Raw genomic sequence first — 14,353 nt, 5'->3', positions numbered from 1 at the left:
GTGCATGTACTGCCGGGAGTGCTCTTGTACCGGGCGCCGACAGGTATAGTCCAGTTCCCGCCAGCTGAGCAAGATCGAAAGCAGAGTTCCCGGCGGGTCTTTTCCGAGTTGAGACCTCCCGGACATATGGGCGGGCTGTGAGCGGTCCGTGGAAAAAGAACGCGGCCCCGACCTCGGGAATGACACGCCCAACACCCTTGACACCAACGGCCACTTGACCACCTACTTGGTTCCTGCGCCCCGAACTGACAACGTTGTCCGATCGGCGCAGGGAGGGAATCCGTAGATGCAGCGGAGAACTCGGCACAGATGGGGCCGGGCGGTCGTACTCACGGCCGCCTTCGCCATGGCCGCCGGCGCACAGGGCGCCGCGGTCGCGGTGCCCGCCAAGGCCCCGGCGGCCGACCGGGAATTCGCGTCCTCGTTCGAGGCGGGCGATCCCGCACCGGACTGGCTGAGCACCGTCGACACCGGCCCGGACGGCACCCCGCGGGCCTCGGGCGTGGACGGCGGCTACAGCACGGGGATACCGGGCAATGTGAACGACCACGTCACCGACGTCCGCGCGAGCGGCGAGAACACGGGCGCGGGCGAGGTGAAGGAGAACCTGGTCGACGGCGAGCCGGGCACCAAGTGGCTGACCTTCCAGCCCACCGGCTGGGTGGAGTTCGACCTGGACAAGCCGGTCAAGGTGGCGGACTACGCGCTGACCTCGGCCAATGACGCCGCCGAACGCGACCCGAGGGACTGGACGCTGCTCGGCTCCACCGACGGCAAGGACTGGAAGAGCCTGGACACCCGCTCGGGGCAGACCTTCTCCGAACGCTTCCAGACCAGGACGTACGACCTCGGCGATCCCGCCGAGTACCAGCACTTCCGGCTGGAGGTGAGCCGGAACAACGGCGCGCCGGACATCCTCCAGCTCGCCGATGTGCAGTTGTCCACCGGCGACGGCGGCGGCCCGGTGCCGCAGGACATGCTGACGCTGACCGACAAGGGCCCGACCGCCTCGCCGACGGCCAAGGCGCGCGTCGGGTTCACCGGCACGCGGGCGCTGCGCTACGCCGGCCGGCACACGGCGAAGGGCCGGGCGTTCTCGTACAACAAGGTGTTCGACGTCCATGTGAAGGTCGGCCGCGACACCCAGCTGTCGTACCGCGTCTTCCCGTCGATGGCCGACGGCGACCGGGACTACGACGCCACCAACGTCTCCCTGGACCTCGCCTTCACCGACGGCACCTACCTCAGCGACCTGGGCGCGCTGGACCAGCACGGCTTCCCGCTGTCGCCGCGCGGTCAGGGCGCCGCCAAGTCGCTCTACGTCAACCAGTGGAACAACGTCGTCTCGCGGATCGGTTCGGTGGCGGCCGGGAAGACGGTCGACCGGATCCTGGTGGGGTACGACTCCCCCAGCGGGCCGGCGAAGTTCCGCGGCTGGATCGACGACGTGTCGCTGAAGCCGGCGGCGCCAAAGAAGCCGAAGGCGCACCTGTCCGACTACGCGCTGACCACGCGCGGCACCAACTCCAGCGGCAGTTTCTCGCGCGGCAACAACTTCCCGGCGACGGCGCTGCCGCACGGCTTCAACTTCTGGACGCCGGTCACCAACGCCTCGTCGCTGAGCTGGCTGTACGAGTACGCGCACGCGAACAACGACGCCAATCTGCCGACCATCCAGGCGTTCAGCGCGAGTCATGAGCCGAGCCCCTGGATGGGCGACCGGCAGACCTTCCAGGTGATGCCGTCGGCCGCGGCCGGCACCCCGGACACCGGCCGCGAGGCGCGCGAGCTGGCGTTCCGGCACGAGAACGAGACGGCGCGGCCGTACTACTACGGGGTGCGGTTCGAGAACGGGCTCAAGGCGGAGATGACGCCGACCGACCACGCGGCGGTGCTGCGCTTCACCTACCCCGGCTCGGACGCGAGCGTGCTGTTCGACAACGTCACCGAGCAGGCGGGGCTGACGCTGGACAAGGAGCACGGCACCGTCACCGGCTACTCGGACGTCAAGTCGGGCCTGTCGACCGGCGCGACGCGGCTGTTCGTGTACGGCGAGTTCGACCGGCGGGTCACGGACGGGGCGTCGAGCGGGGTGAAGGGCTATCTGCGCTTCGCCGCGGGCGCCGGCCACACCGTCACGCTGCGCCTGGCGACCTCGCTGATCAGCGTCGACCAGGCGAAGGCCAATCTGCGCCAGGAGATCCCGCCGGGCACCTCCTTCGACACGGTGAAGGCGCGGGCGCAGCGGGTCTGGGACCGGCTGCTCGGCAAGGTGGAGGTGGAGGGCGCCACCCCGGACCAGCTGACCACGCTGTACTCCAGCATGTACCGGCTGTACCTGTACCCCAACTCGGGCTACGAGAAGGTGGACGGCGAGAACCGGTACGCCTCGCCCTTCTCGCCCATGCAGAGCCAGGACACCCCGACGCACACCGGCGCGAAGATCGTGGACGGCACGGTGTACGTCAACAACGGCTTCTGGGACACCTACCGGACCACGTGGCCGGCGTACTCGCTGCTGACGCCCTCCCAGGCGGGCGCGATGGTGGACGGGTTCGTGCAGCAGTACAAGGACGGCGGCTGGACCTCGCGCTGGTCCTCCCCCGGTTACGCGGACCTGATGACCGGCACCTCCTCGGACGTGGCGTTCGCCGACGCCTATGTGAAGGGCGTGAAGTTCGACGCGAAGGCGGCGTACCAGGCGGCCCTGAAGAACGCGACGGTGGTTCCTCCGGCGTCCGGCGTGGGCCGCAAGGGCATGAGCACCTCGCCCTTCCTCGGCTACACCGACACCGGCACCGCCGAGGGCCTGTCGTGGGCGATGGAGGGCTATGTCAACGACTACGGCATCGCCGAGATGGGCAGGGCCCTGTACGAGAAGACCGGCGAGAAGCACTACAAGGAGGAGTCCGACTACTTCCTCAACCGGGCCCGTGACTACGTGAACCTCTTCGACCCGGCGGCGGGTTTCTTCCAGGGCAAGGACGCGCAGGGCAACTGGCGTGTGAAGTCCGGGAGTTACGACCCGCGGGTGTGGGGTTACGACTACACGGAGACCAACGGCTGGGGCTACGCCTTCACCGCCCCGCAGGACACCCGGGGCCTGGCGAACCTCTACGGCGGCCGGCAGGGGCTCGCCGACAAGCTGGACGAGTTCTTCGCCACCCCGGAGACGGCCTCCCCGCAGTTCGTCGGCTCCTACGGCGGGGTCATCCACGAGATGACCGAGGCGCGGGACGTGCGCATGGGCATGCTCGGCCAGTCCAACCAGGTCGCCCATCACGTCTCGTACATGTACGACGCGGCCGGGCAGCCGTGGAAGACGCAGGCGACGGTCCGGGAGATCCTGTCCCGGCTCTACCTCGGCAGCGAGATCGGGCAGGGCTACCACGGGGACGAGGACAACGGCGAGCAGTCGGGCTGGTTCCTCTTCTCCGCGCTCGGCTTCTATCCGCTCGTCATGGGCAGCGGCGAGTACGCGATCGGCTCCCCGCTGTTCAAGAAGGCCACCGTGCACCTGGAGAACGGCCACGACCTGGTGGTGAACGCACCGAGGAACAGCGCGCGGAACGTGTACGTGCAGAGCGTGACCTTCAACGGCCGTCCCTGGACGTCGACCTCGCTCCCGCACTCGCTGCTGTCCAAGGGCGGTGAGCTGACCTTCGCCATGGGGCCCCGGCCTTCGGCGTGGGGCAGCGGCAAGGACGCGGGACCGGTCTCGATCACCCGGGATGACAAGGCGCCGACGCCCCGCTCGGACATCCTCGAGGGTGACGGCCCGCTGTTCGACAACACCTCGGCGACGGAGGCGACGGTCACCTCGGTGGCCCTGCCGGCAAGCCGGTCCGCTAAGCCGCTCCAGTACACGCTGACGTCCCCGGCGGACCACACCAGGGCCCCGGCCGGGTGGACCCTCCAGGGCTCGGACGACGGTACGACGTGGCGGACGCTGGACCGGCGCTCCGGGGAGTCCTTCACCTGGGACCGCCAGACCCGGGCGTTCACCATCGCGGCGCCGGGTTCGTACCGGGCGTACCGGCTGGTGCTGGACCGTCCTTCGACGCTGGCGGAGGTGGAACTGCTGGGCTGACGGGCACCGGGAGGCCGGGTTCCGGGCGCGCACCGCGCCAGGGGCCCGGCCTTCGCGTGTCCGGGGCGCCTCGCGCCGTCCGGGGCCCGGCAGAATTACATGTAGGCTACAAATAAATGTGAGCGCGCCCACCACCCGTGGCGGGCGCCCCGGTTGAGAGGCGCGGGGAACAGGACGTGGCGGACGACGGACAGCGGCACGGCGACCGGGCGGCGCGGCCGGCCCGGCTGCCCTGGGCCAGGACCCTGACCGAGGCCGTCTGGTTCCCGGCCGTCCTCTTCCTGGGCTTCCTGTTCTGCTTCGCCCCCGCGCTCCACTCTCCCCAGCCCCATCACGCGCACGTGGTCGTGGCGGGCCGCCAGGCGGCCCACGACGTGGACGCCGTCCTGGAGCGGACCCAGCCGGGCGGCTTCGACGTCACGGCCGTGAGCGACGCGCCGGCGGCGCGCCGGGCCGTGCGCGACCGGACGGCGGTGGCCGGCTTCGTCCCCGGGCAGCGTCCCGTGCTGTTCGTCGCCAAGGCGAACGGCGCCTTGCTGGAGCAGGCGCTGACCACCGCTTTCACCCAGGCCGCCGGGGACCGGTCCGGGCAGCTCGCCGTCCACGACGTCGCCCCCACGGTGGGCAAGGACCGGATGGGCACCACCCTGGTCTACTTCGGCATCGCGTGGAACGTGCCGGGCTACATCCTCGCCACCACCCTGCTGCGCGCGGCCTCCTTCGACCGGCGCAGGAAGCTGCTGGCCATCCTGGGCGTCTCCGCGCTGTTCAGCCTCGTCGGCTACGCCGTCGGCGTGGGCCTCGGATACCTGCCGCACGACCCGATGACGCTGGTCGTCGCCTTCCTGCTGACGACGTCCGTGGCCACCTTCGGCACCGGCCTGGCCCCCTTCGCCCGCCGGTTCTTCCCCGCGGTGGGCATGACGCTCTTCATCGTGCTCAGCATCCCCACGAGCGGTGGCGCCGCGCCCGCCGCGATGCTCCCGCCGTTCTTCCGGTTCGTGCACGCCGTGATGCCGCTGGCCAACGGCGTGGAGGCGCTGCGCTCGGCGCTCTACTTCGACGGGGCCGGGATGCTCGGGCCGGTCCTGGTCCTCTGCGCGTGGACCGCGGTGGGCGCCCTCCTCATGGGCCTGGACGCCTGGCGGCACCGGCGCGCGGCCCGGCCGGGACCCGGTGAGCAGGTCGAGGAGCCGCCGGTGGACGACCCGTCGGTGGAGGCACCGGTGCCCGCGGCGCTCCCGGCGCACCGCCACCGCTTCGGCGAACCGGAGCCCGACCTGGTCGGCACGGTCCGCGACCCGCACGAGCGGCCGGTCCCGCGGGCCCTGGTGACCGTGCTGGGGCCCAGCGGCCGCCAGCTGGTGTCCACGCTGACGAACGCCCGGGGCGAGTACGCCGTGACCGGGCTGCCCGAGGGCTTCCTCAGCGTCGTGGCCGCGGTGCCGGGCAGGGAGCCGGCGGTCCGGCAGACGCCGCTGGGCTCCGGCGACGTCGTACGCGCCGACTTCGTGCTGCGGGACCGGCACGGTGCCGTACCCGCCGGGGGCCCCGGGCGGGACTGACACCCGCCGTCGGCGCGGGGGCCACCATGGACATCACCCATGGCGGCCATGCGGCCACCGTCCGCGCACCTCGTGGGGGTCAGGCGTCGGTGCGGATCACCACGTCCAGGGTGCGCGGGCCGTGCACGCCCTCGACGCGCTCCAGCTCGATGTCGGAGGTCGCCGACGGCCCGCTGATCAGTGTCGTGGGCCGCTCCGGGACCAGCCGGGCCACCGCCTCCGGCACGCCGACCACCACCGACGAGAGGTCCACGACGCAGACGTGCAGGTCCGGCACCAGCGACAGCGCGCGCCGACCCTGGTCCGGGGAGCCGTCCAGGAAGATGGTGCCGGTCTCCGCGCAGGTCACCGCGGACCCGGTGACCACGCCGTCGAGCGCGGCCAGCCGGGGTGCGGGCACGTCGGCGCGGTCGCGCTCGACCTCGCCGTCGTAGCGGGCGAGCCAGGCGTCGTCGAGGCCGGCGGGCACGCCGATCCGGCGGGCGCCGCGCTCGCGGAGCGCCTCGGCGATCACCTCGGCGGTGCGGTCGGCGGTGCAGGTGCGCACCGTCGCCTTGTAGTCGACCAGGCGGTCCACCAGGAGGTCGAGCCGTTCGGGGCCGGGCAGGGTCCGGCCGGTGCGGTACGCGCGCGGCACCGCCGGGGCCGGCCCCGGCCCGGACAGGGCCAGGGCGTCCCGGATGCGGCCGAGCACCGTCTCGCGTGCGGTCGTGGTCATCGGTTCCCCTCCTCGTGGGAGTCGTGCCGGGCGGTGTCGTTCCCGGGACGGGCGCCTTCCTCGGCCGCCGAGCGCAGGGCGGCCGCGCCCTCGGCGGAGGCCAGCCAGGAGCGGAAGGTCCGGCGGGGCGGGGCCGGGAGGTCCCGGGTGTCGGTCCAGCCGTCGAAGGGGGCCGGGAGGCGCGAGATCTTCCGGTCGCGTCCGGCCACCACCCGGCCGCCCGCCCCGGCCGCCTTCTGCGCCGCGGTGTACAGCCCGGGCCGGCTCATCACCGTCGCGGCCGTCCTCATCGCCAGCTTCTCGGCGGTGGCGCCGGCCTGCTCGGTGTGCTGGTGCCGCAGCTCGACCAGGAGCGACGGGATGTCGATCTTCACCGGGCAGGCGTCGAAGCAGGCGCCGCACAGGCTGGAGGCGTACGGCAGCGAGCCGTTGGGGTCGTTCTTCGCGGCGTCCATGCCGGCCAGCTGCGGGGTGAGCACGGCACCGATGGGGCCGGGGTACGTGGAGCCGTAGGCGTGGCCGCCGGCCCGTTCGTACACCGGGCAGACGTTGAGGCAGGCCGAGCAGCGGATGCAGTGCAGGGCCTCGCGGCCGATCCGGTCGGCGAGCGCGGCGGTGCGCCCGTTGTCGAGGAGCACCAGGTGGAACTCCTGCGGTCCGTCGCCGGGGGTGACGCCGGTCCACATCGAGGTGTACGGGTTCATCCGCTCACCGGTGGAGGACCGCGGCAGCAGCTGGAGGAAGACCTCCAGGTCCTGGTAGCGGGGCAGGACCTTCTCGATGCCCATGACGGTGATCAGCGTCTTCGGCATGGTCAGGCACATCCGGCCGTTGCCCTCGGACTCGACGACCGACAGCGTGCCGGTCTCGGCGATGCCGAAGTTGGCGCCGGAGACCGCCACCGGGACGGTCATGAACTTCTCCCGCAGGTACGCCCGCGCCGCGGCGGCGAGGTGGGCGGGCACGGAGTCCAGTTCCGGATCGACGCCGGGGATGGCGGAGCGGAAAATGTCGCGGATCTCGTCGCGGTTGCGGTGGATCGCCGGTACGAGGATGTGCGACGGCTTGTCGTGCGCGAGCTGGACGATCAGTTCGGCCAGGTCGGTCTCGTACGCCGTGACGCCCTGGCCCGCCAGGTGCTCGTTGAGACCGGTCTCCTGGGTGGCCATCGACTTGACCTTGATGACCTCGTCGCTGCCGGTCTCCTTGACCAGGCGGGTGACGATCTCGTTGGCCTCGACGCCGTCCCGCGCCCAGTGCACGGTGCCGCCGTGCTCGGTGACCTTGCGTTCCAGTTGCTCCAGGAGTTCGGGCAGCCGGTTCATGGTGTCGGCCTTGATCGCCGAACCAGCGTCGCGCAGCCGCTCCCAGTCGGGCAGTTCGGAGGTGACGGCGAGCCGCTTGGCGCGGATGGAGTGGGTCGCCTTGTGGAGGTTGCGGCGCAGCTGACCGTTGCGCAGCTCGTCGTGGGCGGCCTTGGGGAACGTGCGCTCGCCCCGCAGGTTGCCGGTCCCGTACGGGGAGCGCGGCGGGGTGGCGGGCATGCCGAGGAATGTGCTGCTCATCGGGCGGCGGCCTCCGTCTTCGGGAACGCGTGGGGCGAGGTGCGGGTGGAGGCGAGGATCTGCGCCAGGTGCAGGGTGCGGGTGCCGGCCTGGATGCGGGAGAGACCGCCGCCGATGTGCATCAGGCAGGACGAGTCGCCGGCCGTGCAGGCGTCCGCCCCGGTGGCCAGGACGTTGCGCACCTTGTCCTGGAGCATGGCGCCGGACGTGTCGGCGTTCTTGACCGCGAAGGTGCCGCCGAAACCGCAGCAGGCGTCCGCCTCGGGCAGTTCCACCAGGTCGATGGAGTCCACCGCGCGCAGCAGCCGCAGCGGCTTGTCCCCCACGCGCAGCATGCGCAGCGAGTGGCAGGTGGGGTGGTAGGTGACCCGGTGGGGGAAGTAGGCGCCGACGTCGGTCACGCCGAGCACGTCGACGAGCAGCTCGGACAGCTCGTAGGTCTTGGCCCGGACGGTCGCGACGCCGTCCCGCAGCGCCGCGTCCCCGTAGCGCTCGGCCACGAGCGGGTGCTGATGGCGGACCGAGCCCGCGCACGAACCGGACGGCAGCACCACCGCGTCGATCGACGGATCGCCGAACTGCTCGGCGAACCGCCGCACCAGCGGGACGGGTTCGCGCTGGTAGCCGGTGTTGACGTGCATCTGGCCGCAGCAGGTCTGCCCGGCCGGGAACACCACCTCGTGGCCGAGCCGGGCGATCAGGATCGCGGTGGCCTTGACCGCGTCGGGGAAGAGCGTGTCCCCGAGGCAGGTGGCGAAGAGTCCGATGCGCATGGCACCTCCTTGAGACAACGCTGGGACGCGAGAAAAGCCGAGTACGGTCTGACCATACTAGGTCCGACCGTAAAGCTCACGGTCCGGAAATCATTCCGGACACGTTTCGGTCAGACCTTATTGACATGCGACGTCATCGATGCCCTACTGAGTGCCGTTCAGCGACGTGCGCCGTGTCACGCGCCGGCCGGCGGGGCCCGGACCGGCGTGTTCCGGTGGTGCCCGCGGCACCCCGCACCGGCGCGCAGCTCGCAGGAGTCGCTCATGGAGGAGCACCTACGTGACCACCGCGCCACCGGCCGTCCTCGCGGCCTACACCCCCGACACCCATGCCGTCGGGGGCAGCCTCACCGGTACGGCCCTGCTCGGGCTGGTCCCGCTGGCCGTCTTCTTCCTGCTCCTCATGGTGGCCAGGCGCTCCGCCCTGCACTCGGCGCTCGGCTCGCTGGTCGCCGCACTGCTCGTGGCGGTGCTCGGTTACGGGATGCCGGTGGGCCTGAGCGTCCTGTCCGCCACGCAGGGCCTGGTGAACGGCCTCTTCCCGATCATGCTGATCGTGGTGGCCGCCATCTGGTTCTACGAACTCACCGTCGTCAGCGGGCGGTTCGAGGACCTGCGCCGCTCCTTCAGTGCCGTGGGCCGCGGCGACCTGCGGATCCAGGCGATGCTGATCGCCTTCTGCTTCGGCGGGCTGCTCGAAGCCCTCGCCGGCTTCGGCGCGCCCGTCGCCATCACGGCCGCCATGCTGATGTCCATAGGCCTGCCCAGGCTCAAGGCCGCCGTGACCGTCCTGGTCGCCGACACCGCGCCGGTCGCCTTCGGCGCCATGGCCATCCCGATCACCACCGGCGGCAGCCTCACCGGCATCCGGCCCGAGGACATCGCCGCGGTGGTCGGCCGCCAGACCCCGGTGCTCGCCCTCTTCGTGCCGATGCTGCTGCTCTTCCTGGTCGACGGCGTGCGCGGCTTCCGCCAGCTGTGGCCGCTCGCCCTGGTCACCGGGGCCGTCTTCGCCGTCGTCCAGTTCTGGTGCTCCCAGCACTTCGCGTACGAGCTCACCGATGTGGTCGCCTCGCTGATCGGCTTCGCCGCCGCCGTGGTGATGCTGCGCTTCTGGACCCCGCGGACCCCCGACGACCAGCGCTCGCGGGTGGAGGCCGAGCCGCTGACCGGGCGCCGCGTCACCCTGGCCGTACTGCCGTACGCCCTGGTGATCCTGATCTTCGCCCTGGCCAAGCTGACGGTGGGCGTCGACATGCCCGCCCTGCTCGGCAACGCCGCCGTCAGCTTCCACTGGCCCGGCCTGTACGGCCATCTGCTGACCGTCGCCGGCACCCCCTCGACCAGCGCCGTCTACAGCCTGGACGTGCTGGGCAACCCCGGCACCCTGCTGATCGTCGCCGGGCTGCTGGTGATGCTCGTCTACGGCCTGGCCGCCGACCGGGACCGCTTCCCGATGTCGGGCCGCATGGGCCTGGCCGCCGCGGGCAGCACCCTGCGGACCATGCGGGGCGCCATCGCCACGGTCGCCACCGTGATGTCGCTCGCCTACGTCATGAACCAGTCCGGGCAGACCGTCGCCATCGGCACCTGGCTCGCCGCGGTCGGCTCGGTGTTCGCCCTGCTGTCCCCCGCCCTGGGCTGGCTGGGCACCGCCGTGACCGGGTCCGACACCTCGGCGAACGCCCTGTTCGCCACCCTCCAGCAGAGCGCGGGCAAGGCCGCGGGCATCGACCCGACCCTGCTGGTGGCCGCGAACTCCTCGGGCGGCGTGGTCGGCAAACTGGTCAGCCCGCAGAACCTGACGATCGCCGCGACCGCGGTGGAACAGCCCGGCTCCGAAAGGGTCCTGCTGGGCAAGGTGTTCGGCTACAGCGTGGCGATGCTGGCCCTGCTCGGCGTACTGGTCTACCTCCAGTCGACGCCGGTGCTCTCCTGGATGCTGCCCTGACGGACGGGGTGTAACGATCCGCGGCCGGGGGCGCCCGCCTTCCGGCCGCGGGCCGGGTCAGTGCCCGGTGCCGACCAGTCCGCCGTGGAAGCCGCGGATGTGCTGCTCGGCCACGTCGGCGGCCTGGGCGCCCTCGCCGGCGCGCACCAGGCGCAGCATCCGGGCGTGCTCGTCGTTCAGGGCCTCGGCCGTGGCCGGCCAGTCCTCGGCCCCCTCCAGCGCCTGGAGGATCATGGGGCGCACCGACTCGCGCACGGCGGCAGTGAGGGTGGAGATGAGGTGGTTGCCGGAGGCGCGGGCGATCAGGACGTGGAAGCGCGTGTCCAGGTCGCTGAACTCCGCCGCGGTCACACCCGGCGCCCGCATCCGGTGCAGGATGCGCTCCGCCTCGTCGAGGTCCTCGGCCGAGGCGTGCTCGGCGGCGGCCTCGAAGCTGTGGCGTTCCAGCGTGACCCGCGACTCCAGGACGTCCTGGAGGCTGTAGCTGCCCAGCGCCACATGGAGGCGGAGCAGCCGGCCGAGGGCGTCGTCCGGGTTCCGTACGATGCGCGCTCCGGCGTCCGGACCGCGGCCGGACTGGGCGACCAGCACGCCGATCGTCTCCAGCACCCGCAGCGCCTCGCGCAGGGCGGACCGGCTGACCCCGAGGACCGGCGCCAGCTCACGCTCGGGTGGCAGCCGGTCCCCGGCCTTGAGTTCGCCGGCCACCACCCGCTGCTCGATGCTCTCGAGCACGAGTTCGTGCGTGCGAGCCTGCCGAACGGGCTCCCACTCGACGGACATGACTACTCCCCACCTGCTCGAAGCTCCTGGAGCGACTATGTCATACCTCAAACGCGGTCGGACCGAAGCAGCGCGTCCCCCACCAGCCCCCAGGACACCCGTCCAGGTGCTGGACGGCGCATGGCCATACCCTGAACTCCAGTGCTACAAATGCGGCATGTCGGACACCTCCGTTCGATCCGAGCGCCCCGGCCGGCGCTCCCTGATCGGCAAGGGCCCCCGCAGCGTCGCCGGACAGGTCTTCCTGCTCCAGGTGGCCCTCGTGGTGCTGCTGGTGGTCAGCGGCGTGATCGCACTGTTCCTCCAGTCCGAACGGGACACCCTCGCGGAGGCGCGGAGCCGTTCCGTCGCCGTCGCCCAGACCTTCGCGCACTCCCCCGGCGTCCTTAAGGCACTGCGGACCCCGGACCCGTCCAAGGTGCTCCAGCCGGTCACCGAGGCCGGGCGCAAGGCGGCGGGGGTCGACTTCATCGTGGTCATGGACACACACGGGATCCGGTACACCCACCCGATGCCGAGCAAGATCGGGCAGCGGTTCGTCGGGAACATCGGGCCGTCGCTGGCGGGCCGGACGTACACCGAGAGCGTCAACGGGCCGCTCGGCCACGAGATGCAGGCCACCGTGCCCGTCAAGGACGCCCGCGGCCGGGTGACCGCCCTCGTCTCCGCCGGGCTCAAGGTCACGCACGTCAACAGCCAGGTGGACCGGCAGATACCGATCATCCTGGGCGCCGGGGCCGGGGCGCTCGTGCTCTCGACCGGCGGAACCGCGCTGGTGGGACGGCGGCTGCGGCGCCAGACCCACAGCCTGGCCCCGGACGAGATGACGCGGATGTACGAGCACCACGACGCGGTGCTGCACTCGGTGCGCGAGGGCGTGCTCATCCTCGACGCCGACGGCCGGCTGCTGCTCGTCAACGACGAGGGCCGGCGCCTGCTGCGGCTGCCGGCCGACGCCGAGGGGCGGCACCTGTCCGAGCTGCCCGGACTCGACCCGGAGACGGTGGAGCTGCTGGCCTCCGGGCGCGAGGCCACCGACGAGGTGCTGTTCGCCGGGGAGCGGCTGCTGGCGGTCAACCAGCGGCCCACCGACCACGCGGGCGGCCCCCGCGGCACCGTGGTCACCCTGCGCGACACCACCGAGCTGCAAGCGCTGTCCGGCCGCGCGGAGGTCGCCCGGGAACGGCTGAAACTGCTCTACGACGCCGGTCTGGGCGTCGGCACCAGCCTGGACGTGCGCCGCACCGCGGAGGAGCTGGCGCGGATCGCCGTACCGCGGTTCGCCGACTTCGTCACCGTGGACCTGGACGACGGCGTGCTGCACGGCGAGGAACCGGCGCCCACCGCCGGCACCCTGCGCCGGCTGGCCGTGCACGGCGTCCGCGGGGACCACCCCCTGTACGAGAAGGACCGGCTGATCCACTTCAAGCCGTCCACGCCCCAGGCCCGCGGCTACCACACCGGCCGCTCCGAGCTGGTCCCCGACCTGTCCGCCGCCATGGGCTGGCGGGCCCAGGACCCGCCGCGCACCCAGGCCGTCCTCGACTACGGCATCCAGTCCCTGGTCTCCGCCCCCATCCGGGCCCGCGGGGTCGTACTGGGCATCGCCAACTTCTACCGGGCCAAGCGGGACCCCTTCGACGAGGAGGACCTGTCGCTGGCGGAGGAGCTGGTGGCCCGGGCGGCGGTGAGCGTCGACAACGCCCGCCGCTACGCCCGCGAGCACACCCTGGCGGTCACCCTCCAGCGCAGTCTGCTGCCGCGCGCGCTGCCCGAGCAGAGCGCGCTGGACGTCGCCTACCGCTATCTGCCCGCGCAGTCCGGGGTGAGCGGGGACTGGTTCGACGTCATCCCGCTGCCCGGCGGCCGGGTGGCGCTGGCCGTGGGCGACGTCGTCGGCCACGGGCTGCACGCCGCCGCCACGATGGGCCGGCTGCGGACCGCGGTGCACAACTTCTCCACCCTCGACCTGCCGCCCGACGAGCTGCTGAGCCATCTGGACGACCTGGTGGGCCGCATCGACCAGGACGAGCCCGGCACCGGGAGCGCGGCCGAGATCGTGGGCGCCACCTGCCTGTACGCGATCTACGATCCGGTGACCCGCCGGTGCACCATGGCCCGCGCGGGGCACCTGGCGCCCGCCCTGGTGCGTCCCGACGGCACCGTCACCTACCCCGAGCTGCCGGCCGGGCCGCCGCTCGGCCTCGGGGGCCTGCCGTTCCGGACGGCCGAGCTGGAGCTGGCCGAGGGCAGCCAGCTGGTGCTGTACACCGACGGCCTGATCGAGGACCGGGCCCGCGACCTGGACGAGGGCATGGAGCTGCTGCGCCGGGCACTGGCCGGCCATCCCGACCGGTCCCCGGAGGCGGGCTGCCGGGCGGTGCTGGAGGAGTTGCTGCCCGAGGGCCCGAGAGACGACGTGGCCCTGCTGATCGCGCGCACCCGGGCGTTCACCCCGGACCAGGTGGCCGAGTGGGACGTGCCCGCCGATCCGGCCGCCGTGTCGGGGCTGCGGCGCGCCGTGTCCGACCGGCTCGCCCGGTGGGGCCTGGAGGAGGCCGCCTTCGGCATGGAACTGGTGCTCAGCGAGCTGGTCACCAACGCGATCCGGTACGGCTCCGAGCCGGTCCGGCTGCGGCTGATCCGGGACCGGGCGCTGATCATCGAGGTGGCCGACGGGAGCAGCACCTCACCGCACCTGCGGTACGCCGCGACGACGGACGAGGGCGGCCGGGGGCTGTTCCTGGTGCAGCAGATGACCGAGCGGTGGGGGACGCGCTACTCGCCGCAGGGGAAGGTGATCTGGGCGGAGATGGCCGTGCGCCAGGGGCTGCCGGGTTTCCCGGAGGTCTCGCTGGACTCGCTCGACTCGCTGGACTCGTTCGATCTGTGAGCGCGGACGACGACG

The 14,353-nt window shown here is 72.2% G+C and carries 8 protein-coding genes; 4 read left to right on the top strand and 4 right to left on the bottom strand.

Going from position 1 to position 14,353, the window contains the following annotated elements; translation table 11 throughout:
* Window positions 1–286 precede the first annotated feature (286 nt).
* Together BLW85_RS29475 and BLW85_RS29470 are read left to right on the top strand one after the other, a co-directional pair.
* A complete protein-coding gene (locus BLW85_RS29475; protein ID WP_208624914.1) occupies window positions 287–4,090 on the top strand; it encodes a GH92 family glycosyl hydrolase in 3,804 nt (1,267 codons plus the stop codon).
* 176 nt (window positions 4,091–4,266) lie between these two features.
* Window positions 4,267–5,655 (top strand): carboxypeptidase regulatory-like domain-containing protein, encoded by a 1,389-nt coding sequence (locus tag BLW85_RS29470; RefSeq protein ID WP_074993859.1) that lies wholly within the window; start codon window positions 4,267–4,269, stop codon window positions 5,653–5,655.
* Window positions 5,656–5,734: 79 nt separating this feature from the next.
* Here the strand turns inward: BLW85_RS29470 and BLW85_RS29465 are convergent, their stop codons facing one another.
* The 3 genes from BLW85_RS29465 to BLW85_RS29455 are packed head-to-tail and all read right to left on the bottom strand — an operon-like array spanning window position 5,735 to window position 8,711.
* Window positions 5,735–6,373, bottom strand: coding sequence for a LutC/YkgG family protein (locus tag BLW85_RS29465; RefSeq protein ID WP_074993857.1), 639 nt, complete (start codon window positions 6,371–6,373; stop codon window positions 5,735–5,737).
* Complete coding sequence (locus BLW85_RS29460; protein WP_070025472.1) at window positions 6,370–7,938, bottom strand: LutB/LldF family L-lactate oxidation iron-sulfur protein; 1,569 nt, start codon at window positions 7,936–7,938, stop codon at window positions 6,370–6,372. Before BLW85_RS29460 ends, BLW85_RS29465 begins: the two co-directional genes overlap by 4 nt.
* On the bottom strand, window positions 7,935–8,711 hold the full coding sequence (locus BLW85_RS29455) for a (Fe-S)-binding protein (RefSeq protein WP_070025471.1): 777 nt from the start codon (window positions 8,709–8,711) through the stop codon (window positions 7,935–7,937). Before BLW85_RS29455 ends, BLW85_RS29460 begins: the two co-directional genes overlap by 4 nt.
* A 280-nt stretch (window positions 8,712–8,991) precedes the next feature.
* On the opposite strand from BLW85_RS29455, the gene BLW85_RS29450 reads away from it, so the two are divergent.
* A complete protein-coding gene (locus BLW85_RS29450; RefSeq protein ID WP_074993855.1) occupies window positions 8,992–10,662 on the top strand; it encodes an L-lactate permease in 1,671 nt (556 codons plus the stop codon).
* Window positions 10,663–10,719: 57 nt separating this feature from the next.
* Here the strand turns inward: BLW85_RS29450 and BLW85_RS29445 are convergent, their stop codons facing one another.
* Entirely contained in the window at window positions 10,720–11,445 is a 726-nt protein-coding gene (locus BLW85_RS29445) for a FadR/GntR family transcriptional regulator (RefSeq protein ID WP_070025469.1), read from the bottom strand.
* 157 nt (window positions 11,446–11,602) lie between these two features.
* Between BLW85_RS29445 and BLW85_RS29440 the strand changes: the two genes are divergently transcribed.
* Window positions 11,603–14,338, top strand: coding sequence for a SpoIIE family protein phosphatase (locus BLW85_RS29440; protein WP_079172450.1), 2,736 nt, complete (start codon window positions 11,603–11,605; stop codon window positions 14,336–14,338).
* The last annotated feature ends 15 nt before the right edge of the window (window positions 14,339–14,353 follow it).

It is taken from the genome of Streptomyces misionensis, assembly GCF_900104815.1.
GTDB classification, from domain to species: Bacteria; Actinomycetota; Actinomycetes; order Streptomycetales; family Streptomycetaceae; genus Streptomyces; species Streptomyces misionensis.
This window is presented reverse-complemented; position numbering and strand designations above follow the sequence as displayed.

Coding starts and splice junctions, on each gene's coding strand:
- BLW85_RS29475 (WP_208624914.1), top strand. CDS start 287: ATGCAGCGGAGAACTCGGCACAGATGGGGCCGGGCGGTCGTACTCACG.
- BLW85_RS29465 (WP_074993857.1), bottom strand. CDS start 6,373: ATGACCACGACCGCACGCGAGACGGTGCTCGGCCGCATCCGGGACGCC.
- BLW85_RS29460 (WP_070025472.1), bottom strand. CDS start 7,938: ATGAGCAGCACATTCCTCGGCATGCCCGCCACCCCGCCGCGCTCCCCG.
- BLW85_RS29455 (WP_070025471.1), bottom strand. CDS start 8,711: ATGCGCATCGGACTCTTCGCCACCTGCCTCGGGGACACGCTCTTCCCC.
- BLW85_RS29445 (WP_070025469.1), bottom strand. CDS start 11,445: ATGTCCGTCGAGTGGGAGCCCGTTCGGCAGGCTCGCACGCACGAACTC.
- BLW85_RS29440 (WP_079172450.1), top strand. CDS start 11,603: ATGTCGGACACCTCCGTTCGATCCGAGCGCCCCGGCCGGCGCTCCCTG.